Below are 20,328 nucleotides of genomic sequence, written 5' to 3' on the forward strand. Positions count from 1 at the left end.
TCAGTGAAGCACACCGATTCTTTTTCCGGAGCCTGCCGGTCTACATGGCCGAAGCATTGCCGAGGAAGGGAATCTGGAGATGCCGAGTCAGCAGTCGGAGCTGGTAAGACGCCATTGGGCGGCGGCAGGGGCTGTGGAGCACCCGGACCGGGAGGCGGCCGACCATGCGTGGGCCGGGCTGACCACAGAGCCACTCGGGGTCGACTACATCGCTACGGATGATGTACCAGCGTTGTGGATCGTGCCGAAAGGCGCCGTAATGGATCGGGTGTTGCTGTGCATGCACGGAGGCGGGTTCATCGGCGGATCGGTCTGGTCGCACCGGAAGATGTTCGGTCACCTCGCCAAGGCCCTCGGCGCCCGGGCGCTCGTCTTCGACTACCGGCTGGCTCCCGAATACACCCATCCAGCCCAGGTCGACGACGCGACAGCCGTCTATCGATGGCTGCTCGACCAGGGCGTCGGCGCGGTCGCGTTCTGCGGCGACTCCGTCGGGGCCGGCCTGGCGATCACCACGCAACTGCGAGCCCGGGAGCTCGGTCTGCCGCTGCCGGTCGCTACGCTGGCGATTTCACCGGCGGTGGACCTGGAGGTAACCGGCTCGTCGTACGACGCCAACCGGGACCGGGACGCGTTCTTCCATCGCGAGCTCGTGCGAGGGCTGGTCAGCACCTTCCTAGGTCCGGACGGCGATCCACGCGATCCGATGGCGAATCCGCTGTACGGCGATCTGACCGGCTTCGGGCCGATCTACGTCCAGGTGGGTGGTGACGAGGTGCTGGTCGACGACGCTCGACTGCTGGCCGAACATGCGGAGAAGGCCGGAGTCGAGGTGCGGCTCGATGTCTTCCCCGACATGCAGCACACCTTCCAGATGGGGGCCGGTCGCGTGCCGGAGGCCGACGACGCGATCGGGCGGATGGCCGACTGGGTCCGCCCTCACCTGATGATGGAAGCGTGATGACGACCAGGGCTGAGTTCGAGCGTCGGAGCGAGCCGTTCCGGAAGGAACTGCTGGCGCACTGCTATCGGATGCTCGCCTCGGTGGACGAGGCCGAGGATCTCGTGCAGGAGACGTACCTGCGGGCCTGGCGCTCGTACTCAGCGTTCGAGGAGCGATCGTCGCTGCGGGTCTGGCTCTACCGGATCGCGACCAACGCCTGCCTGACCGCGCTCGAGCAGCGCGGCAGGCGGGCGCTCCCGTCCGGCCTCGGTGCACCCAGTGATGACCCGGACGGCCCGTCAACCCCGGCCGACGTCCCGTGGGTCGAGCCGTTCTTGATGGACCCGGCGGCGATCGTCACCGGCCGGGAGAGCCTGCGGCTCGCGCTCATCGCGGCCCTGCAGTACCTTCCACCGAAGCAGCGCGCCGTACTCATCTTGCGGGAGGTGCTCGCGTTCCCGGCGGCTGAGGTCGCCGTCATGCTCGGCACCACGGTCGCGGCGGTGAAGAGTACCCTCCAGCGCGCCCGGGCTCGCCTCGACGAGACAGCTCCGGAACAGTCGGATGTCACCGAGCCAACCGATCCACAGGCCCGCGCGCTGCTCGCCGAATACATCGCCGGCTTCGAGAACGCCGACACTGCCGCCCTTGAGCGAGCGCTGCGCGCCGACGCGGCCATCGAAATGGTCGGCACCACCACCTGGTTCTCCGGCCGGGTGAACTGCCTCCGCGTGCTGAGCGAGGCAGTCGGATCGCCTGGCGATTGGCGCATGATCCCAACGGTCGCCAACAACCAGCCAGCGGCCGCCGTCTACCTCCGGGATGCCACCGGCATCCATCAGCCGCTCGGCGTGGCAGTCCTCACCGCGACATCGACCGGCATCAGCCGAATCCACGTGTTCAGCGATCCCGCGCTCGTCACCAGGTTTGAGGGTCTGGGCTCGAGTCAGGGTCTGGGGGCCCAGAGGCTGTCGGCTTCGCCGGCTTCGAGGCGGCCTCGGTAGACGTCGATCTTGTGGTCGATCAGCTCGAGGTTGCTCTGGAGTTCGGCGAGGTTCGCCAGGACTTCGGCGCGGTGGGCCTCGAGGAGCTCGAGCCGCTGCTCCTCGTTTCCGGGCCCGGCCGAGACGAGTTCGGCGTACCGGCGGATCTTGGCGATCGGCATCCCGGTCGCTCGCAGCCGGGTGCAGACGGTGATCCACTTCAGATCGATCTCGCGATACCGCCGTCTGCCGCCGGCCGTGCGGTCGACGGTGGTGACGACCAGGCCGGCGCGCTCGTAATAGCGCAGGGTGTGGACGCTCACGCCGCTGAGGCGGGCGGCCTCGGCGATGCTCACTCCGGCGGCAGGGACGGCTTCCTTGACTTCGAGCACGCTCTAAATCCTAGCGTCGAGGTATGACGCTCACAACAACCGCTCCAGCAGCACTCAGCCGCCGCCGGCAGAACCTGATCCTCGCGATCTGCTGCGCCAGCATCGTCGTGGTGGTGATGGACATCACGATCATCAACGTTGCCTTACCGGCGATCCGGGCCGAGCTGCACACCTCGATGTCGGGCCTGCAGTGGACCGTCGACGCCTACACGCTGGTGATGGCGAGTTTCCTGCTCCTCGCCGGGTCGACCGCCGACCGGATCGGACGTCGCCGGATCTTCCAGTTCGGCCTGGCCGCCTTCGGGCTCGGCTCACTGCTGTGCAGCCTCGCGCCGAGCATCGGCTGGCTGATCGCGGCCCGCGCGCTGCAGGCCGTCGGCGGCACGATGCTGAACCCGGTCGCGATGGCGATCATCGCTCAGGCGTTCCCGGACCGCGCCGAGCGGGCGAGAGCGATCGGGGTGTTCGGCTCGATGTCCGGACTGTCGCTCGCGCTGGGGCCGATCCTCGGCGGTGCGGTTGTCGACGGTTTCGGCTGGCGTTCGGTGTTCTGGATCAACCTGCCGATCGTGCTGGCCGCGCTCGTACTCACCAGGCTGTTCGTGCCCGAATCCCGCGCTCCCCGGGCCCGCCGGTTCGACCCGGTCGGTCAGGGGTTGGTGACGCTGCTGCTCGGCAGTGTTGTCTACGCGATCATCGAGTCGCACTCGCTGGGCTGGTCTTCGCCGGTGATCCTCGGGCTGCTGGTTGTCGCCGTACTCGCGCTGATCGGTCTGCTGTCTTACGAACCGCGCCGGACTGATCCGCTGCTGGAGCTGCATTTGTTCCGGAGCTTGCCGTTCAGTTCGGCGATCGTGATGGCGGTCTTCGCGTTGTGTGGGTTCGGCGCTTTTCTGTTCGTCACTCAGCTTTATCTGCAGAACGTGCGTGGGCTGTCCGCCTTCACGGCCGGGCTCTGCCTGCTGCCGGTGGGTGCGCTGATCATCGTGCTGTCGCCGTTCGCCGGCCGGATGGCCGGCAGCCGCGGTCCGCGTCTGCCGTTGGTGATCGCGGGATCGGCGCTGGCCGCGGGTGCCGCCGCGTCGTTCTGGCTCGGGCCGTCCACACCGATGATCGTCGTACTCGCGATCTACCTCTTCATCGGCGTGTTTCTCGGCTTGGTGAACCCGCCGATCACCAACACCGCGGTCTCCGGCATGCCGTCATCGATGACCGGGCTCGCCGCGTCGGTGGCCTCCGCCGGCCGGCAAACCGGTACGACGCTCGGAGTCGCCATCGCCGGGACCGTCGTCGGATCCTCGACTGCCGGTTTCACCACCGCCGAGCATGCGCTGTGGTGGCTGCTCATCGGTCTGGGATTGGCGATTGTTGCGCTGGCCTTGCTGAGTGCTCGGCGAGACTTGAGCGCCGGCGGGTGAGGAAGCGGCGTTCGGTTTCGTTGGCGGTGAGGGTGATCGCGGCGTCGTACGCCTCGGCCGCCTCCTGAACGCGGCCGAGGCGGGCGAGGACGTCGGCGCGGGTCGCGGGCAGGTACGCGTACGACTTCAGCGCCGGCTCGTTGCTCAAGGCATCCAACTCGGCGAGAGCGGCTTCCAGGTTCGCGCCGGGGACGAGGCTGTGGGCGGCGGCGCGGTTGAGGGCGACGATCGGAGTCGGCCAGCTGATGAGCATCGCGTCGTACATGCGAACCACTTGGGTCCAATCCGTCTGCTCCCACGAGGGCGCGGTCACATGCAGCCCGGCGACGGCCGCTTGCAGCGCGAAGCGTCCCAGTCCTCCCCCGTTCAGTGCCGCGGTCGCCCGTGAGACGCCTTCCGCGAGCAGCTTCCCGTCCCACTTCGAGCGGTCCTGGTCAGCGAGTAGGACCAACTCGCCGTCCTCGCTGAGTCGCGCGTCGCCCCGGGCCTCGGTCATCAGCAGCAAGCCCAGCAGTGCCTCTGCCTCTGGCTCCTTGGGCATCAGCCGCACGAGGAGTTTTGCCAATTCCACCGCCCGCCCAGTCAGGTCAGAGCGAGTCAGCACTTGCCCTGCCGCCACATGCCCTGCCGTGTAGACCAGATGCACGACCGTCAGTACGGCGTCCAGTCGCGCGGGGAGTTCTTCGTCGGCTGGGATTCGGTACGGGATCCCGGCGGCGGCGATCTTCTTCTTCGCCCGGGTGATCCGGGCAGCCGCCGTCGGCTCGCTGATCAGCAGGCCCGCGGCGACTTCGCGCGTGGTCAACCCGCAGATCAGCCGCAGCGTCAACGCGACCTGGGCCTCGCGCGCCAGGGCCGGGTGGCAGCAGGTGAACACCAAGCGCAGCGGATCAGTCGGTTGCTCCACATCGCCGGGCGCCTCGATCAGCAGCGGCAGCTTCCGCCAGAGGTTGGTCTCCCGCCGCAGCCGGTCGAGCGCCAACCTCCGCGCGACTGTGGTGAGCCAGCCGCCTGGATTCGACGGGATTCCGTCCGGCCAGGTCCGTAGCGCCTGCACGAACGCGTCCTGCGTGCAGTCCTCGGCCAGATCCAGATCACGTGTCAGTCGTACGACGGACGCGAGTACGGTCGACCAACTCTCCCGATGCGCCCGCTCCACCTCCCGGGCGACTTCAACCGCCGACCTGGCCGCCGCAGGCGGATACCCGGTCGGGTCCGCCACGGCGCGCGGGGCGGCGGGCGGGGCAGGCGGGTGCGCCGACGCATCAGGCGTCGATGCACCCGGCCGCCCGACCATCGATCAGGCTGGGGGTTGTGCGTCGGCCGAGGTGTCCATCACCGGACGAACCTCGATGTTTCCCGACGGGCAGGCCTTGGCGAGCTCGAGCGCCTGGTCGAGATCCCTCGCCTCGATGATGTAGAAGCCGCCGAGGGCCTCCTTGGTCTCGATGAACGGCCCGTCCGTGACGAGCGGCTCGGCCCCCTCGCGGTTTTTCACCGTACTCGCGGTAGTGGACCGCTCCAGCGCCTCACCCCCGAGGATCTTCGCCCCAGCCGCCTCGACCGCCTGAGCGAAGGCACCATGCAACTCCATCGCCTTCTGCCACTCCTCGGCATTCAGGTTGTCGAACCACTCTTCGCTGTCGTACAGCAGGAACATGTACTGCGCCATCTCCGGCTCCCTTGCCTAGAGCTTCCACTGAACATCTTCCTGACGAACGGCCCCAAGCGGAATCGACAACACCCCCAGCAAATTTCCATCCACAGGCCGCCTCCCGCTCGCCCCCGGCTGCCCGCACGAAGCCGCACTTCGCGCGAGTGAAAGGAGATTGCCGCCGAAAGCCTTTGCCGGCAACCATCTCCTCTCACTCGCTACCCGTGCGGCCAGGTTCCCGGTGCAGCCCGCACGGTGGCTTCACTCGCGGGGCCACCCGGGCGGTTGGCGGCACGGCGGCTTCACTCGCGGGGCCACCCGGGCAGTTGGCGGCACGGCGGCTTCACTCGCGGACGCCATCCAGGCGAATGGCAGCACAATGGCTTCACTCGCCGACGCCACCCAGGCGAATGGCAGCACAGTGGCTTCACTCGCGGACGCCACCCAGGCGGGGGCAGCACGATGGCTTCGCTCGTCGTCTGCTCGCAGGGGGTTCTGTGGCGGGGTTACGGGACGGGGACTGGGGGTTGGGGGCCGGTGTAGGTGGCGGCGGGGCGGATGATTTTGGGGTCGGTGGACTGTTCGAGGATGTTGGCGGACCAGCCGATGACGCGGCTGACGGCGAAGGTGGGCGTGAACATGGCGCGCGGGATGCCGCAGAGTTCCATCACGACGCCGGCGTAGAACTCGACGTTCGCGTAGAGGTTGCGGCCCGGCTTCAGCTCCGCGAGTACGTCGACGATGCGCTGCTCCACGGTGGTGGCGAAGTCCACCAGGTCCCCGCCCAGGCCGCGGGCGATGTCGCGCAGCATCAGTGAGCGGGGGTCCTCGGTCCGGTAGACCGCGTGCCCGAAGCCCATGATCCGGTCCCCGGCCGACACCTTCTCCCGCACCCAGGAATCGATCCGGTCCGGGGTGCGGATCTCGTCCAGGCTCGCCAGCGCCCGGTCCGGCGCTCCGCCGTGCAGCGGTCCGGAGAACGCGCCGATCGCTCCGGCGATGGCGGCGACGACGTCTGCCCCCGTGGACGCGATCACCCGCGCGGTGAAGGTCGACGCATTGAACCCGTGGTCGACCGTGGCAACCAGATAGTGCTCGATCGCAGTCGCCTGTACGGCGCTCGGCTCGGCGCCGGTCACCAGGTACAACCAGTTCGCCGCGGCCGTCAGGTCGGCGCGAGGCTCGAGCGGCTCCTGCCCTTCGCGAAGGCGGTACAGCGCCGCCAGGATCGTCGGAGTCACCGCGCAGACCAGCATCGCGTCGGCCTTCCGTCGTACCGGGTCGGCGTCCCACAGCGGCGGGAGGCTCCGTACGGCGGCCAGCAGCGACAGGGCGGTGCGGAGACCGGCCAGCGGGTTGAACGTCGGACCCGCGGCCGCGATCGCCGGCAGTACGGCGCGAACCTCCTCCGGCAGCACCCGCAGCGGAGCCAGTTCGGCGACGAACTTGTCCCGCTCGACCGCAGTCGGAAGGTGGCCCTCGAACATCAGGTACCAGACGTCTTCCAGCGTCTTCGACTTGGCGAGGTCGATCGCCGAGTACTCGCGGTAGTGGTAGAACCCTTCATCGCCGCGGACATCACCAAGGGTCGTCGCGGTGACGACGACGTTGCGCAGGCCGGGCGGAACATTGATGACTGTTGACATACCTTTAGAGTTGACAGGCGATCAATGATTGTCAATATTGATCCAGTCAACATGAACCTCCGACGGAGCGGCGGATGACGGAGCAGAGTGACGAGAATTACCTGACCACGGCCGAGGTCGCGCGCCGGCTGAAGGTGAAGCCGGAGACGATCTACGCGTACGTTAGCCGCGGCCTGCTGACGAGCGTCCGGGCTCGCGGCCGGCGCGGCAGCCTGTTCGCGGTGGCGGATGTCGAGCGGCTGGCGAGCAAGTCCGTCGAACACTCCGGCGTGGTCGAGCAGATCGAGTCCGCGCTCACCCTGCTCGAGAACGACGAGCTCTACTACCGCGGCCATTCGGTCCGGGACCTCGCGACCGAGCGGACGGTCGAGTCGGTGGCCCAGTTGCTCTGGACCGGCGAGTTGACCAACCGGCAGCCGTTCCCCGCTCCCCCGGAGTCGGTGCAACTGGCCAGCTCGGCGATGTCGGTCGTTCCGGACACAGCACGACTGACGGACCGGTTGCGCGTCGCCGTCGCCGTACTGGGTGCTGCTGATCCGCTCCGGTTCGATCTGTCGCCGCGGGCGGTGATCCTCGCCGCCGAGAAGCTGATCGGCGTACTTGTGACGGCGTTGCCGGGACCTATGGCCGGAGCGCAGGAGACTCTCGGAGCGCGACTGTGGCCGAAGCTGTCGCCGTACCCGCCGCGCCCGGAACTGTTGGACGCGGCACTGATCCTCCTCGCCGACCACGGCCTCGCGGTATCGACCGTCGCCGCGCGAGTAGCCGCAAGCGCGAGAGCAAACCTGTACGCCGTCGTGTCGGCCGGGCTGGGCGCACTCGACGGGCAGTACCACGGCGCCGCACCGACGCTGGCCTATGACTTCCTGGAGCGGGCGCAGCGGGATCCGTTGGGTGCGCTGTCGGATCAGCTGCGATCCGGTGAGCCCGTGCCGGGGTTCGGTCACAAGATCTATCAAGAGCGGGATCCACGCGCCGAGGTCTTGCTGGGGATGCTCGGGGATCATCCGGTGGTGGAGACGATCGAGGTGCTCGGCGCGCGGATGCCGTCGTTCCCGAACAGCGATCTGGCCGTGGCCGCGATGATGCACGCCTTCGGCTTCCGGGCCGATGCCGGCGACGCCTTGTTCGCGTTGGCGCGGATCATCGGCTGGACCGCGCATGCGCTGGAGGAGTATGCGGCACCGGCCCTTCGCTTTCGCGCGCTGGGGATCTACACCGGAGTCTCGGGCTAGCGGGCGGTCAGCTTCAGGAGCGCCGCGGCACCGGGAGCCAGGTAGAGCGGGACCTGGGACGGACGTTGCGGCGCGTACGTCTGAGTGCTCGGCTGGAAGAGGCCGACCGACGCGACCTTTGTCGTATTCGGAAGGACGATCGCTCGGGCCTGGACGCTGTGGGAGCGGTTGGCGACGAGCAGCCAGCGATCCGCGGTGCCGGCATGGAAGGTGCCGACGACAACGGAGTTCCCATTGATGGCGGTGACATAGTCGGTGGGCGTGAAACCCACGGCTCCATTGGGCACTGGTGTTTCGTTGGCGTGGGCAACCGATTCGGAGATGAGCGGCTTGAGTTCGCGACCGACCTGGTGGAGCCAGGTGGTGTTGATCGAGCGGGCCGCGGCGTACCGGGGTGTGCGCTGACCGTCGACGGTGATCAACGCCGGGCCGAAGCCTTCACCGCGGGCCGCTTCGGGAGTCCAGTAGGTGAAGTACTGGATGCCCTTGGCGCCGTAGGCGAGGCTGATGGTGACCTGCCACAGCAGCTCCGCCGCCGTCGGTTCGCGATGGTTGTCGTAGGCAAGCGTTTGGATGAAGACCCAGGACGGGATGCCGCCGTGCAGGGCGGCGTCGCGGACGATCGCCCAGTTGTGGAAGTAGTTCGCGTCCTCGCGCCCGTCGGACAGCAGCGGATAGCGGTCGAACGAGATCAGCGACGGCTTCACCACGTCGACGAAGTTCCGGTAGTACGCCGGATCGTCCGACGGGAACAAATTGATGTACGGCAACAACCCTGGCGCTAGTTCGCGCGAGATGGCAACGGCTTTGGCGAGGGTCCCGAACCAGCCGGGGCCAGGTTCGTCGTAGAAGTTGAAGCCGGCCAGCGAGGAATAAGAGCCGTAGGCATCACGGGCGCGGATGTAGAGCGCCCGCGCCTCGCCGGGTGTGACACTGAGGAAGTCGGCCGGGTTGTCCGAGATAGAGAACCAGCGGGACATGTTGCGGATCTGGATGTCGTCGGAGATCAGCATCTTCAGGCCGGCGGTGCGGGCGAGGCCGAGCTGGTACTGGAAGATGTTGCCGTCGCCCGCGTAGTTGCCGGAGATGATGAAGTCGAAGCCGGCCTCCTTGATCTCGGCGTAGCGTTCCGCCGTACTCGCGTACGGATGCGGCGGCCAGAAGATCCCGATCGGGAACTCCGGGCCACCCGTCAACGGCAACTGGTCAGGCGACGGGATCGCCGCAGGCTCGGCGCCAACGGCATCGGGTGAGGCGCCAAGAGCGATGGCCGGGCCGGTCGAGGCGGCCGCGGCGGCAACGGTCGCGCCGGCACCGAGCAACAGAGTGCGGCGGCTCGGGCCAAGGGTGCGGTGCGGACTCTGCATGGTTCTCCTTCAAAGGGCGGTTGACGGAGTTCTCACGTACGTCGGCGATGGCCGGCAACGGCATCGGCGGTGCCATCGAACGCCTGCTCGGCCAGCGGAAAGTCGCGTTGGGCCACGCCCAGATAGAGCGCGTCGAGCACGATCATCTGGGCATGCCGCCCGGACAGTCCGCCTGTCCGGAACGTCACATCGCGTGCAGCCGTCACCAGTACAACGTCCGCCATCCGGGCCAGCGGGGAACGCGGATAGTTGGTGATGGCAACAGTCGTCGCGCCTTGCCGGCCGGCCCGCTCCAACGGCTCCAGGACCTCGACGGTCTCGCCGCTGTGCGAGATGCCCACGGCAACGTCACCCGCACCGAGCAGCGCCGCACTCGTCAGCGCGTTGTGCACATCGCTCCAGGTGCTCGCCGCCCGGTCGATCCGGTGCAGCCGAAGCCGCAGATCTTCCGCGACGCACGCCGACCCCGACACGGCGTAGATGTCGATCCGTCGCGCATCCGAGATCGCCCGCACCGCCCGGCCCAGTGCGTCGACGTCGATACTCGCCACGGTGTCTTCGAGTGCTCGAGTGTCGGCGCGCAGGAGCGTGCGCAGCACCTGATCGAGCGGGTCCTCCGGGCCGACCTCGGTTCCGGTCCCCCGCTCCCAGCTGATACTGCTGCGGCCGCTCTCTCGGGCCAGCGCGAGGCGGAGTTCGGCGTACCCGGTAAGACCCAGCGCGAGGCAGAACCGCGTGACGCTGGGCAGCGAGGTGCCGCACCGGGCCGCGAGCTGACCGATCGTCGACGACGCCACCGCCGCCGGATCCCGCAGTACCTCAGTCGCCACCCGCGCCTGCGCCGGGCTGAGCGCGGGCAGCAGCCCGCGGATCCTCGCCTCGAGACTCGGCGGCGGCACGGCAGCGGGCACAGCGCTCATGTGAATAATTCTCAGACCAACATGGAGAAGATTGCAAGAGTTCACACAAACCTGAGCCCGCGGCCAGGGCGGGCTCAGGTTGCGGAGAACTACTGGCGGTGAATGGTGAAGTTGTCGGACTGGCCACCCGCGAGCATTACGTCCAGGCTGCCGCTCAGGACATAGGTGCCATGCGGAGTGACGGCTCCCGTGGTCGGACCTGCGACCGGCCACAGGACACTCGTCACGACGCGGGCGGAGTGGTAGTTGTCGGAGCTACTCAGGACCGTGACCGCTTCATTGCCGGCAGCACCCAGTTTGTTGGTGACGGCAACCAGCTTCCGATCCCGTGTCAGCGCCAGCCCGTCGCCACCGACAAGCGCCGTACCGATGGCAACCTCGGTCAGCCGCGGCCTGCTGTGCAAGGAGATCCGGAACAACCGGCCGATGTCGTAGCGGACGGCCAGCAGATAGCCGGCCGGGTCCCAGACGATGCCGTTGGCACCGATCGTGTCGCTCCGCAGCCGATCGTCCCGAATCAGTACGGACGCCTGACCCGACGGAGTGATCTTGTAAATGGCGTCCGCGGCCGGATCGGTCACATAGGCGTTGCCGCGGGCATCGATCGCGAGGTCGTTGGCGCCGTGCTTGCCACCGGCCGGGTTCAACCGAGTGGTGTTGAGGTCGATGCGCCGCTCCAGGCGGCCTGTCCGCAGGTTGTAGATCCCGACCCCGGACTGCCGATACTCCGTCGCGTCCGACGAACGTTCGCCGCTGCCGATGTCGGCGTACGTGACCAGGAACCGGTTGCGTACGGCGTCCACGTGCAGACCGAAGGTGGACACGCCCGGCGCCTGAGCCAGAACGTGCGGCACTCCGTCCCGGCCGACGACGGAGATCCGGCCGGTCGCGATCGACCCGACCAGGAACGCCTGCCGGGTCGGATCCCAGGCGATCCCCTCCGGATACCGATCAGCCGCCCGCCCCTCGATCGACGCCGGCCAATCGCCAGCGGACGCCGGAGACGCGGGCAGCGCTGAGGCCGAGGATGCGGGCAGCACTGAGGCCGGCCCGGCGCCGACCAAGCCGGCCAGGCTGACCAAGCTGACCAAGGCGGCGGCAGCTACCAAGCGGTGAAGCTTCATGAAGAACCCTCTCTCGTATGGATACGAGCACAGAGATTAATCAGAGCTCTGATGGTCGTCAATGCATATATGGTCGACGGTGTTCGTACGATGGGACCCATGCGGATGTCCTTCGACGAGCGGCTCGGGAGTCACCTCAAGCGGGTCGAGCAGGAGCTCACCACGGCTAAGACGGCGGCGGTGAAGCCGGCCGGCCTGACCGTGCCGCAGTACGCCGCTCTGTTCGTCCTGGCCGAGCAACCGGGCATCTCCGCGGCTGAGCTCGCCCGGCGCTGCCTGGTGACACCGCAGACGATGACGACCATCCTGCGCAATCTCGAGGCGGCCGCGCTGATCGAGCGGACGCCGCATCCGCTGCACAGGCACGTGATCGAAACCCGGCCGACGCCGGCCGGGCGCAAGGCCCTCGATCAGGCCGACGAGCGCGCCGTATCGGTAGAGCGTCGGCTGGCCGCGGCCTTCAGCCAGGACGAGCTCGACACCTTGCGCAAGCTCCTGGCCCGGGTCTCCGAGACTCTCACCAGCGACCCGGTCCTGGGGTCATGAAAAGACCCCCTCGACCGATCAGGCCGAGGGGGGTCCGGAGAGCGTTGGATCAGAACAGCGCGGCCATCAGCCGCCGGCGGGCCTTGACGACGCGCTCGTCGTCGGTGCCGACCACCTCGAAGAGCTCGAGCAGGTGAAGGCGAACGGTGTTGCGGTCGTCGCCCGCGGTGGCCTGGATGGTGGAGATGAGCCGGTTGAAGGCGTCGTCGACGTGCCCGCCCACCAGGTCGACATCGGCGACCAGGAGCTGGGCCTCGATGTCGGTCGGGTTGTCGGCGGCGCGCGTACGGACGTCGGCGGGGACGTCCTGGGTGCGCTTGACCAGCTGGACGCGGGCCAGACCGGACTTCGCCTCGGCGTCGTTCGGGGTCTCTTTCAGGAGTTCCTCGTACGCCGCGATGGCGCCGTCCAGGTCACCGGCGCCGACCGCGTTCTCCGCTGCCTCGTACCGCGGGTTGGGCGCCGGCTCCTCAGCTTCTTCCGCCGGAGCGGCGCCGCCAACTGGCTCGGCCCGACCGGTGATGCCGTTCGCGACCGCCAGCTGAAGCAGCTGGTCGAAGTACTGCCGAGCCTCGGGCTCGCCCAGCGCGCCCTGGAACAGCGGGACCACCTGACCCCGCAGTACGGCGATCACCAGCGGCACCGACTGGACACCGACAGCCTGAGCCAGCTGCGGGTTCGCGTCGATGTCGACCCGGGCCAGCAGGAACTTCCCGCCGTACTCGGTCGACAACCGGGCCAGCACCGGACCCAGCGCGGTCGAGGCCTCCGACCGCGGCGACCAGAACTCGACCACCACCGGGACCTGCAGCGACCGCTCGATCACGTCGGCCTGGAAGGTCGGCTCGCTCACGTTCAGCACGTAAGACCCACCAGCGCCGGAGGCTGACCCACCGGCCGACGGCGCGCCCGCGGAGGCGGCTGGTTTGCGCAGGGACGACAGATCGATCGCCCCAGGACGGGAGAAGTTCGACTGGCTCACCACTGCCCTCGCATTCCGACACAACGTACGTTCACAGGTCCATCCTCTACGACGCCGCAGAATCGTGTTTAGCCCGGGTCGCCAGGAGTAGTCGGGCCAAGCCGCTTCGGGTGCCGGCCACCGCTATCCGGTCGCCGGCTTCGAGCACCTTGTCGGGCTTCGGAGTCCAGTCCCAGGTGGTCCCGATCTGACGGGCCAGCACCCGCAGACCGCCCGCCTCGTCCATCGAACCGAGGCGCAGCCCGACCGCGACCGAGGCCGGCTCGACCGTGACCTCGGTGAGCAGCAGAACACGGCGACCGGCCGGGACCGTGACCTGACTGCGCCGGTTCGACACCGCGGCCGCGATCGCCGGCGCGACCAGCATCGACACCGACCGGCTGTGCCCGAGCCCGAGCTGCCGCTCGACCCGCTGGGCCAGGTCGTGATCGAACATCCGCATCGTGATCCGGGCGTCCGGGTTCAGGTCCCGGACGACCATCGCGGACTCCAGGTTGGTGATGTCGCCGTCCGTCAGCGCGAGGACCGACTGAGATCGCTGCACCCCGGCCGATCGCAGCGTCTCTTCGTTGCTGCTGTCACCGATCACTACCGGGATCCGCAATCGATGCGCGGTCTGTACGCCGGGCGCGTCCTCGTCCTGCTCGACCCCGACGACCGCGACGCCGCGCTCGGCCAGGATCTCCAGCACCCGCGCTCCGACGGTCCCGAGACCGCACACCACGACATGGTTGCGAGGCCGACCTCGTACGCCGCCGATCACCCGCGACAGCCGGGCACCGATCAATGAGTCGACGACCACGGCTGTCAGCAACGCAACCAGCACGATGCCCATCAGCTGCGCCAGGACGGCGGCGACCTTGGCCCAGGGCTGCGCGTCGGAGAACGCGTTGTCCTCGACTCCGGCGGACGTAACCGTACCCAGTGCCAGATAGAGCGCGCGCAACCACTCGACGCCGGAGATGTAGTGCGTCAGCACCGTCCCACCGAAGACGAGGAACGCCATCACGCCCGCGATCCGCCGTACCCGTCGATCGAAGACGTCGCGGATGCCCATCAGCCAGCCGGCCCGTCGTACATCCTTGGTTCGCCAGACTTTGCTGACGCCGGTCCCGAGCACGATGTCGCCGTCCGGATCCGAGCTCGACGGCGGCAGCAGGACCGGCGTTGCCGACGACGTGGTGTCCGCGAGTACGGTCAGATGCGGCTCCCGGATCAGCTCGGCCTGACCCGCGACCAGCCGCCGCCCGCCGATCTCGAGCCAGGTCAGCTCGTCGTCCTCAAGCGCGTCCGACACGAACGCGGGCGCGGCCAGCGACGGGCCGGAGATCACCACACAGTCGCCGAGCAGACTGTGCAACTGGTTGCCGAGCCGCGGGTTGACCATCTGGACCACGATGCGCAGGCCCGGATCCATGTCCCGCGCGGTCAACGCGGTATGAACGTTCCGTACGTCGTCGGTGTCGAGCAGCACCAGGGCCCGCGCGTGCGACGGCTTCCCGTCCGCCGCGTCGATGCCCGCACGTCGCAGCACCGACTCACTGACGACTCGCACGCCCATCACCTGGGGGGCGAGCTCGCCGATGCGGTCGTAGTGCCGCGACGCGGGATTGACGATCGCGGTCACGTGCTCGCCGGAGTCGACCAGCTCCGAGACGACCCGCAGCATCGTGCGATCCGAACCGCAGACCACGACCCCGCGGCCGTCGGACGGGCCGATCGCGAGCCGGCCCGGGGTCGATGACGGTTCTGCCGCTACCTCCTCAGAAGCGGGCGGGCTCTCGGTACTCGCCCCATTCGTCCCGAAGAACGTGACAGATTTCCCCCATCGTGGCCTCCGCACGCGCCGCCTCCAGCATGGGCTCGATCAGGTTGCCAGTCCCCCTGGCCGCCTCCACCAGAGCCGTTAGCGTACGCCGTACCCGGTCCTCGTCGCGGTGCGCCTTGCGCGCGGCGAGCACCCGGCACTGCTCGACCTCCACCTCGTGGCTGACCCGGAGGATCTCCAGCTCGCCGGACACGGTGTCGGTCAGCGTGTTCACGCCGACGATCTTCTTCTCGCCCTTCTCCAGCTTCTGCTGGTACTCGAACGCGGCGTCGGCGATCTCGGCCATGAACCAGCCGTCCTCGATCCCGCGCAGGATGCCGCCGGTCATCGACCCGTCCGGGCTCATCTCCTTGATCCGGGCGAAGACCTCCTCGGCCTCCGCCTCGATCTGGTCGGTCAGCGCCTCGACGAACCACGATCCGCCGAGCGGGTCGGCGACGTTGGTGACGCCGACCTCTTCCATCAACACCGACTGGGTCCGCAGCGCGATCTCGGCCGACTCCTCGGTCGGCAGCGCGAGCGTCTCGTCCAGCGCGTTGGTGTGCAGCGAGTTCGTCCCACCGAGGATCGCGGCCAGCGCTTCGACAGCCGTGCGTACGACGTTGTTGTACGGCTGCTGCGCGGTCAGCGACACCCCGGCGGTCTGGGTGTGGAACCGCAACGACTGGGCCTTGTCCGTCTTGGCGTCGTACACGTCGCGCAGCCAGCGGGCCCAGATCCGGCGGGCGGCGCGGAACTTCGCGATCTCCTCGAAGAAGTCCAGGTGGCTGTCGAAGAAGAACGACAGGCCGGGCGCGAACACGTCGACGTCGAGCCCGCGGCTCAGGCCCAGCTCGACGTACCCGAATCCGTCGGCGAGGGTGTAGGCGAGCTCCTGCGCAGCGGTCGAGCCGGCCTCGCGGATGTGGTAGCCGGAGACGCTGAGCGGTTTGTACGCCGGGATCGTCGCGGCGCAGTACTCCATCAGGTCGCCGATCAGGCGCAGGTGTGGCTCCGGCGGGAACAGCCACTCCTTCTGCGCGATGTACTCCTTGAAGATGTCGGTCTGCAGCGTCCCGTTGAGCTTGGTGATGTCGGCGCCCTGCCGCTCGGCCGCGACCAGGTACATCACGAACGCCGGGATGGCAGGGCCGGAGATCGTCATCGAGGTGGTGACGTCCTGCAGCGGGATGTCCTTGAACAGCCGGTCCATGTCGGCGGCGGAGTCGATCGCGACGCCGCAGTGCCCGACCTCACCGAGCGACTTGGGGTCGTCGGAGTCGCGGCCCATCAGCGTCGGCATGTCGAACGCGACGGACAGGCCGCCGCCACCGCCGTTGAGGATCATCTTGTACCGCTCGTTGGTCTGCTCGGCGTTGCCGAAGCCGGCGAACTGGCGGATCGTCCAGGTGCGGCCGCGATACCCGGTCGGGTACAGCCCGCGGGTGAAAGGGAACTCCCCCGGCCACCCGATCCGCTCCATCCGCGGGTCGTCCACTCCCTCGGGAGGCCCGTACACAGGCGCGACCTCGGTCCCGGAAAGCGTGGTGAAATCCGCCTCCCGCTTCCGCGCCGCGTCGTACCGCTCCTGCCACCGGCTCCGCCCGGCCGCAATCTGCTCGGCATCCATCAGTCAGACCTCCTAGAGAACTGGTCCCAAAATACTAGGACGTCCAACTATTTCCAATCCATCGCGGGTCACATCTCGTGGGTTCACCCGCCAACTGGTGGGTTCACCGCCGGAATACGGTCGGGGAACCCGCAATTTGATGGGTGGACCCATCAAACGCGGGGAGGTCAGCCGGCTAGGCGGTGGGATTGTTCGCGGGGGTCAGACCGGGGTGGGTTGTCAGGTGAAGTCGCCGGCGTTGTGGCGGAGGGGTTCTAGGACGGACCAGAGCATTTTGAGTTGCTCGTCGGTGAGGCCTTTGAGGGCGAAGTCGGCTTCCACCAGGTCGGCGGTGGCGCGTTCGACCAGCTCGCGACCCTCCGGTGTGATCTCGCACAGTACGGCGCGCCCGTCGTCCGGGTGCGGGGTCCGCGTCACCAGTCCCGCCGCCTCCAGCCGCCGTACGATCGAAGTCACCGAGGTCGGATGCACCTGCAGCCGCTCCCCCATCTTGCCCAACGGCAATGACCCCCGCCGCGAGAATGTCAGCAACACCAGCGCCTCGAACCGGGCGAATGTCAGCCCGTGCTTCTTCAGGATGTCGTCGAGCTCACCGATGACGATCTGCTGGGCGCGCATCAGCGACGTGACGGCCCGCATCTGCTCGACGGCCCCCCACCGCCGTCCCCACTGCCGCGACGCCTCATCGATCGGATCGAACGACAACGCCCTCTTCCTCGCCATGACCGGAAGATTAACCGTCTCGTGTCCCACCCGGGGCGGCGAACCACTTACCGTTTCTGACCATGACCGCCCTGAGTGACACCGATTTCCCGGCGCTGGGCACGGACTCACCTGCCGAGGAACTGATCAGCCGGCGCTTCCAGTGGTACCACCTGCATGCGAGGAACGCCCGCCGCGCCTATCGGGCGCTGGGCACCGTTCAGCTGATCGCTGCTCTCGTGATCGCGATCTCGGTCGCCATCAGCGCGCCCACCTGGCTCGCGCCGGCGCTCGGCGGCGCGATCGCCCTTGCCGAGGGGATCCGCACGCTCTTCGGCTTCAAGGACTCGTACCCGGCCTACACCCGTACGGCGGCTGAGCTGCGCAACGAGGCCTGGTTGTATGCCCAGCGCGCCGGCCGATACGACGAGGCCGAGGAACCGGTCAAGCTGCTCGCCGAGCGGGTGGTCGAGATCAGCCAGGCGGAGACGATGGACTGGGAGACCGCCCTCAAGTCGCGCAGCATCTGAAAACTGTCCGCGGGACCTGAGATGGTCAGTTGTATGACGCTTTCAGGGGAACGTGCGGCCTTCTATCTCGCGCAGCTGCGGGCCGAGTCCGTACGGCTGGCTGAGGTCGGGCGAATGGGCCTCGATGCCGCGGTGCCGAGTTGTCCAGGGTGGACGGTCGAGTCGGTGGTGCGCCATGTCGCGACGGTGTACCTGCACAAGGTCGAGGTGCTTCGGCTGGGGGCGTTGCCGAAGCCATGGCCGCCTGATTTCGGTGGGCGGGAAGCGCTCGAGCTGTACGACGAGGCGCGCGCGGCGATCGTGGACGCGTTGGAGCAGGCCGGGACCGGGCTCGAGACGTGGACGTTCAACCCGGACGACAAGACCTCCGGGTTCTGGTATCGGCGGATGGCGCTGGAGAGCGTCGTACATCGGATTGACGTCGAGCAGGCTCATGAGGTCGTCACGCCGATCGACCCCGACCTGGCGCTCGACGGGATCGACGAGCTGCTGTTCCCCAATCTCGGCGGTCCGTGGTGGGAGGAGGGCGACACCGAGCATCCGATCGACGCGACAGTCCGCATCACCGCCGACGGGAGGTCGTGGACCGTCCGGGCCGATGCGACCAGCGTCGAGGTGAGTCAGGGTGCTGAGGGTGATGTCGCCACCGAGGTCTTCGGGCCCGCCGAGGCGGTATTCCTGTGGCTGTGGGGTCGGGCCGCCGACTCCGCGATCGAGTCGGCGGGCGACGAGTCCGTCGTGCGGGAGTTTCGGGCTCGGGTTTCGGAGGCGACGCAGTAGATGTCCTTTCGGGCGGTCGGCTGTTCGTTCACTTGCTGAGGGGCCACAGTGGGTCTTGGCGAGAAGGAGTTTCCGATGGCGCAGTATCTGGCATTGACCTACACGGCGGACGTCGACTGGTGGGCGCCCGAGCAGGCGGACGAGCTGGCGGAGTACCGGAAGTTCGGGGTCGACTTCGCGGACAGCATCAAGGCCAGCGCGGTTCTGCATCCGACTCAGACGGCGACCGTCGTACGGGTGGAAGGCGCGCGCGGCGGGAAGGTCGTCACGACGGACGGGCCGTACGCCGAGACGAAGGAAGCGCTGACGGGCTACTACCTGATCGAGGCCGAAAACCTGGATGAGGCAGTCGCGATCGCCGCTCAGATTCCGGCTGCCTGGGGCGGCGCTGTCGAGGTTCGGCCGGTCATCGCCGCCAAATGAGCGGGTACGACGCCGTCGCGGAGACGATCAGGGTCGAGGGGACGCGCATCCTGGCGACCCTGATCCGGACCGTCGGCGACGTGCAGCTCGCCGAGGACGCCGTACAGGAGGCAACTCTGGCAGCCCTCGGCGCCTGGCCGGTGACGGGCGTACCGCCGGAGCCACGGGCCTGGCTGACCGTGACGGCCCGGCGGAAGGCGATCGACCTGATCCGGCGCGAGCGCGCCCGTGTCGGGAAGGAACGGGACAGCGTCGAACTGCTTGAACTCAGCCAGCCTGAGGACGTCGATCTGCTCAGGCTGGTCTTCACCTGCTGCCATCCGACGCTGTCGCCGGCCAGCCGGATCGCGCTCGCGCTGCGCACCCTGTGCGGCCTGTCCCCTACGCAGATCGCCGGCGTCCTTCTCACCACTGAGGCCGCGACGGAGAAGCGCCTGACTCGAGCCCGCCAGAAGATCGCGGCCGCCCGCATCCCGTACCGCGTGCCGGCCGAGACCGAACTACCCGACCGGATACCGGCTGTCTGCGGCGTGATCCACACCCTCTACACAGCCGGCCACGCACCCGTCGAGGGCCGGCAGGCGTACGACGTCGACGCCTGCGCCGAGGCGATCAGACTCGCCGAGCTCCTGCATGAGCTGCTTCCAGAACAACCGATGCCAACCGCCGTACTGGCGTTGTTGCTCCTGACCGAAGCACGGCGCCCGGCGCGCCTGGACGACAACGGCGAGGTCGTCACGCTCGACTGCCAGGACCGCAGCCGTTGGGACGCCGACGCGATCGCACGCGGTATCGCCCTGCTGAACGACTCACTCCTGCGCTCGAACCAGCAAGCGGATCCGTATCAGCTCCAGGCCGCGATCGCCGCCGAGCACGCCCGCGCGGCCCGGTACGCCGACACCGATTGGCCGGAGATCGTCCGCCTCTACGACTTGCTCGTCTCGATCGCGCCCAGCCCGGCGGCATCCCTCAGCCGCGCCGTCGCGGTGGCCGAAGCAGCCGACACCACGGCCGCCCTCAAGCTGCTGGACGAGGTGCCGGTCAGCCCCCGCTGGCACGCCGTACGCGCAGAATTCCTCGCCCGCGAACACCGCTACACCGAAGCAGCCGCCGAACTCGGCCAAGCGCTCAACGCTCAGTCGACCGACGCGGAACGCCACTACCGGGAACGCCGCCGCGAGCACTTCCTCAGCCTGGCATCCACCGCAACCGAAGCCACCGAGCCCCGCCACTGAAGCCACCGTGT

Annotated in this window: 20 protein-coding genes; 9 read left to right on the forward strand and 11 right to left on the reverse strand. The window is 68.2% G+C overall.

The features are described from left to right. Positions 1-79 precede the first annotated feature (79 nt). Positions 80-961, forward strand: coding sequence for an alpha/beta hydrolase (locus EV646_RS27270; RefSeq protein ID WP_132153484.1), 882 nt, complete (start codon positions 80-82; stop codon positions 959-961). Beyond that, positions 961-1,947, forward strand: coding sequence for an RNA polymerase subunit sigma-70 (locus EV646_RS27275; RefSeq protein ID WP_132153485.1), 987 nt, complete (start codon positions 961-963; stop codon positions 1,945-1,947). Before EV646_RS27270 ends, EV646_RS27275 begins: the two co-directional genes overlap by 1 nt. Here the strand turns inward: EV646_RS27275 and EV646_RS27280 are convergent. Continuing rightward, positions 1,890-2,318, reverse strand: coding sequence for a MerR family transcriptional regulator (locus EV646_RS27280; RefSeq protein ID WP_132153486.1), 429 nt, complete (start codon positions 2,316-2,318; stop codon positions 1,890-1,892). The two genes, EV646_RS27275 and EV646_RS27280, sit on opposite strands and share 58 nt — an antisense overlap. 23 nt (positions 2,319-2,341) lie before the next feature. Between EV646_RS27280 and EV646_RS27285 the strand changes: the two genes are divergently transcribed. Beyond that, complete coding sequence (locus EV646_RS27285) at positions 2,342-3,736, forward strand: DHA2 family efflux MFS transporter permease subunit (RefSeq protein ID WP_132153488.1); 1,395 nt, start codon at positions 2,342-2,344, stop codon at positions 3,734-3,736. Here the strand turns inward: EV646_RS27285 and EV646_RS27290 are convergent. From EV646_RS27290 to EV646_RS27300, 3 genes are all read right to left on the reverse strand, one after another. After that, a complete protein-coding gene (locus tag EV646_RS27290) occupies positions 3,663-4,958 on the reverse strand; it encodes an RNA polymerase sigma factor (RefSeq protein WP_241996358.1) in 1,296 nt (431 codons plus the stop codon). The two genes, EV646_RS27285 and EV646_RS27290, sit on opposite strands and share 74 nt — an antisense overlap. Before the next feature lie 78 nt (positions 4,959-5,036). Beyond that, positions 5,037-5,408 (reverse strand): YciI family protein, encoded by a 372-nt coding sequence (locus EV646_RS27295; RefSeq protein ID WP_132153492.1) that lies wholly within the window; start codon positions 5,406-5,408, stop codon positions 5,037-5,039. 488 nt (positions 5,409-5,896) lie between these two features. Then, on the reverse strand, positions 5,897-7,036 hold the full coding sequence (locus tag EV646_RS27300) for a citrate/2-methylcitrate synthase (RefSeq protein ID WP_132153494.1): 1,140 nt from the start codon (positions 7,034-7,036) through the stop codon (positions 5,897-5,899). 74 nt (positions 7,037-7,110) lie between these two features. Between EV646_RS27300 and EV646_RS27305 the strand changes: the two genes are divergently transcribed. After that, positions 7,111-8,271, forward strand: a complete 1,161-nt coding sequence (locus EV646_RS27305) for a citrate synthase (protein ID WP_132153496.1) — start codon at positions 7,111-7,113, stop codon at positions 8,269-8,271. On the opposite strand, the gene EV646_RS27310 is transcribed toward EV646_RS27305, so the two are convergent. From EV646_RS27310 to EV646_RS27320, 3 genes are all read right to left on the reverse strand, one after another. Next, positions 8,268-9,638, reverse strand: a complete 1,371-nt coding sequence (locus EV646_RS27310; RefSeq protein ID WP_241996359.1) for a hypothetical protein — start codon at positions 9,636-9,638, stop codon at positions 8,268-8,270. The genes EV646_RS27305 and EV646_RS27310 overlap by 4 nt on opposite strands. Positions 9,639-9,670: 32 nt before the next feature. Continuing rightward, positions 9,671-10,558: a MurR/RpiR family transcriptional regulator gene (locus tag EV646_RS27315; protein ID WP_132153498.1), complete on the reverse strand. Its 888-nt coding sequence runs from the start codon at positions 10,556-10,558 to the stop codon at positions 9,671-9,673. Between the two features lie 89 nt (positions 10,559-10,647). Further along, positions 10,648-11,682: an SMP-30/gluconolactonase/LRE family protein gene (locus EV646_RS27320; protein WP_132153500.1), complete on the reverse strand. Its 1,035-nt coding sequence runs from the start codon at positions 11,680-11,682 to the stop codon at positions 10,648-10,650. Between the two features lie 99 nt (positions 11,683-11,781). Here EV646_RS27320 and EV646_RS27325 point away from each other — a divergent pair, with 99 nt between their 5' ends. Next, a complete protein-coding gene (locus tag EV646_RS27325; protein WP_199237224.1) occupies positions 11,782-12,228 on the forward strand; it encodes a MarR family winged helix-turn-helix transcriptional regulator in 447 nt (148 codons plus the stop codon). Positions 12,229-12,277: 49 nt separating this feature from the next. On the opposite strand, the gene EV646_RS27330 is transcribed toward EV646_RS27325, so the two are convergent. The 4 genes from EV646_RS27330 to EV646_RS27345 form a co-directional block, all read right to left on the reverse strand. Next, positions 12,278-13,210, reverse strand: a complete 933-nt coding sequence (locus EV646_RS27330) for a tetratricopeptide repeat protein (RefSeq protein ID WP_132153502.1) — start codon at positions 13,208-13,210, stop codon at positions 12,278-12,280. A gap of 46 nt (positions 13,211-13,256) precedes the next feature. Beyond that, positions 13,257-15,053 (reverse strand): NAD-binding protein, encoded by a 1,797-nt coding sequence (locus EV646_RS27335; protein WP_132153504.1) that lies wholly within the window; start codon positions 15,051-15,053, stop codon positions 13,257-13,259. Beyond that, positions 14,974-16,647: a coenzyme B12-dependent isobutyryl-CoA mutase large subunit gene (locus tag EV646_RS27340; protein ID WP_132153506.1), complete on the reverse strand. Its 1,674-nt coding sequence runs from the start codon at positions 16,645-16,647 to the stop codon at positions 14,974-14,976. The genes EV646_RS27335 and EV646_RS27340 overlap by 80 nt, the downstream gene beginning before the upstream one ends. 219 nt (positions 16,648-16,866) lie before the next feature. Continuing rightward, entirely contained in the window at positions 16,867-17,370 is a 504-nt protein-coding gene (locus tag EV646_RS27345; protein WP_132153508.1) for a MarR family winged helix-turn-helix transcriptional regulator, read from the reverse strand. Positions 17,371-17,432: 62 nt separating this feature from the next. Here EV646_RS27345 and EV646_RS27350 point away from each other — a divergent pair, with 62 nt between their 5' ends. From EV646_RS27350 to EV646_RS27365, 4 genes are all read left to right on the forward strand, one after another. Then, positions 17,433-17,879 carry a DUF4231 domain-containing protein gene (locus EV646_RS27350; protein ID WP_132153510.1) on the forward strand — a complete coding sequence of 149 codons (447 nt, stop codon included), beginning with the start codon at positions 17,433-17,435 and terminating at the stop codon, positions 17,877-17,879. Between the two features lie 33 nt (positions 17,880-17,912). Continuing rightward, entirely contained in the window at positions 17,913-18,659 is a 747-nt protein-coding gene (locus EV646_RS27355; RefSeq protein WP_132153512.1) for a maleylpyruvate isomerase family mycothiol-dependent enzyme, read from the forward strand. Positions 18,660-18,734: 75 nt separating this feature from the next. Next, the gene (locus EV646_RS27360) at positions 18,735-19,082 is read left to right on the forward strand and encodes a YciI family protein (RefSeq protein ID WP_132153514.1); all 348 of its coding nucleotides are present in this window, start codon (positions 18,735-18,737) and stop codon (positions 19,080-19,082) included. Then, positions 19,079-20,317, forward strand: a complete 1,239-nt coding sequence (locus EV646_RS27365; protein ID WP_132153517.1) for an RNA polymerase sigma factor — start codon at positions 19,079-19,081, stop codon at positions 20,315-20,317. The genes EV646_RS27360 and EV646_RS27365 overlap by 4 nt, the downstream gene beginning before the upstream one ends. Positions 20,318-20,328: the final 11 nt, after the last annotated feature.

Origin of the sequence: Kribbella antiqua, assembly GCF_004345665.1 — a bacterium.
GTDB lineage: Bacteria > Actinomycetota > Actinomycetes > Propionibacteriales > Kribbellaceae > Kribbella > Kribbella antiqua.

What these genes read in the sequence shown, in the direction of transcription:
- EV646_RS27270 (WP_132153484.1), top strand. Translation starts at nt 80, where the DNA reads ATGCCGAGTCAGCAGTCGGAGCTGGTAAGACGCCATTGGGCGGCGGCA.
- EV646_RS27275 (WP_132153485.1), top strand. Translation starts at nt 961, where the DNA reads ATGACGACCAGGGCTGAGTTCGAGCGTCGGAGCGAGCCGTTCCGGAAG.
- EV646_RS27285 (WP_132153488.1), top strand. Translation starts at nt 2,342, where the DNA reads ATGACGCTCACAACAACCGCTCCAGCAGCACTCAGCCGCCGCCGGCAG.
- EV646_RS27295 (WP_132153492.1), bottom strand. Translation starts at nt 5,408, where the DNA reads ATGGCGCAGTACATGTTCCTGCTGTACGACAGCGAAGAGTGGTTCGAC.
- EV646_RS27300 (WP_132153494.1), bottom strand. Translation starts at nt 7,036, where the DNA reads ATGTCAACAGTCATCAATGTTCCGCCCGGCCTGCGCAACGTCGTCGTC.
- EV646_RS27305 (WP_132153496.1), top strand. Translation starts at nt 7,111, where the DNA reads ATGACGGAGCAGAGTGACGAGAATTACCTGACCACGGCCGAGGTCGCG.
- EV646_RS27310 (WP_241996359.1), bottom strand. Translation starts at nt 9,638, where the DNA reads ATGCAGAGTCCGCACCGCACCCTTGGCCCGAGCCGCCGCACTCTGTTG.
- EV646_RS27315 (WP_132153498.1), bottom strand. Translation starts at nt 10,558, where the DNA reads ATGAGCGCTGTGCCCGCTGCCGTGCCGCCGCCGAGTCTCGAGGCGAGG.
- EV646_RS27320 (WP_132153500.1), bottom strand. Translation starts at nt 11,682, where the DNA reads ATGAAGCTTCACCGCTTGGTAGCTGCCGCCGCCTTGGTCAGCTTGGTC.
- EV646_RS27325 (WP_199237224.1), top strand. Translation starts at nt 11,782, where the DNA reads ATGCGGATGTCCTTCGACGAGCGGCTCGGGAGTCACCTCAAGCGGGTC.
- EV646_RS27340 (WP_132153506.1), bottom strand. Translation starts at nt 16,647, where the DNA reads ATGGATGCCGAGCAGATTGCGGCCGGGCGGAGCCGGTGGCAGGAGCGG.
- EV646_RS27345 (WP_132153508.1), bottom strand. Translation starts at nt 17,370, where the DNA reads ATGGCGAGGAAGAGGGCGTTGTCGTTCGATCCGATCGATGAGGCGTCG.
- EV646_RS27350 (WP_132153510.1), top strand. Translation starts at nt 17,433, where the DNA reads ATGACCGCCCTGAGTGACACCGATTTCCCGGCGCTGGGCACGGACTCA.
- EV646_RS27355 (WP_132153512.1), top strand. Translation starts at nt 17,913, where the DNA reads ATGACGCTTTCAGGGGAACGTGCGGCCTTCTATCTCGCGCAGCTGCGG.
- EV646_RS27360 (WP_132153514.1), top strand. Translation starts at nt 18,735, where the DNA reads ATGGCGCAGTATCTGGCATTGACCTACACGGCGGACGTCGACTGGTGG.
- EV646_RS27365 (WP_132153517.1), top strand. Translation starts at nt 19,079, where the DNA reads ATGAGCGGGTACGACGCCGTCGCGGAGACGATCAGGGTCGAGGGGACG.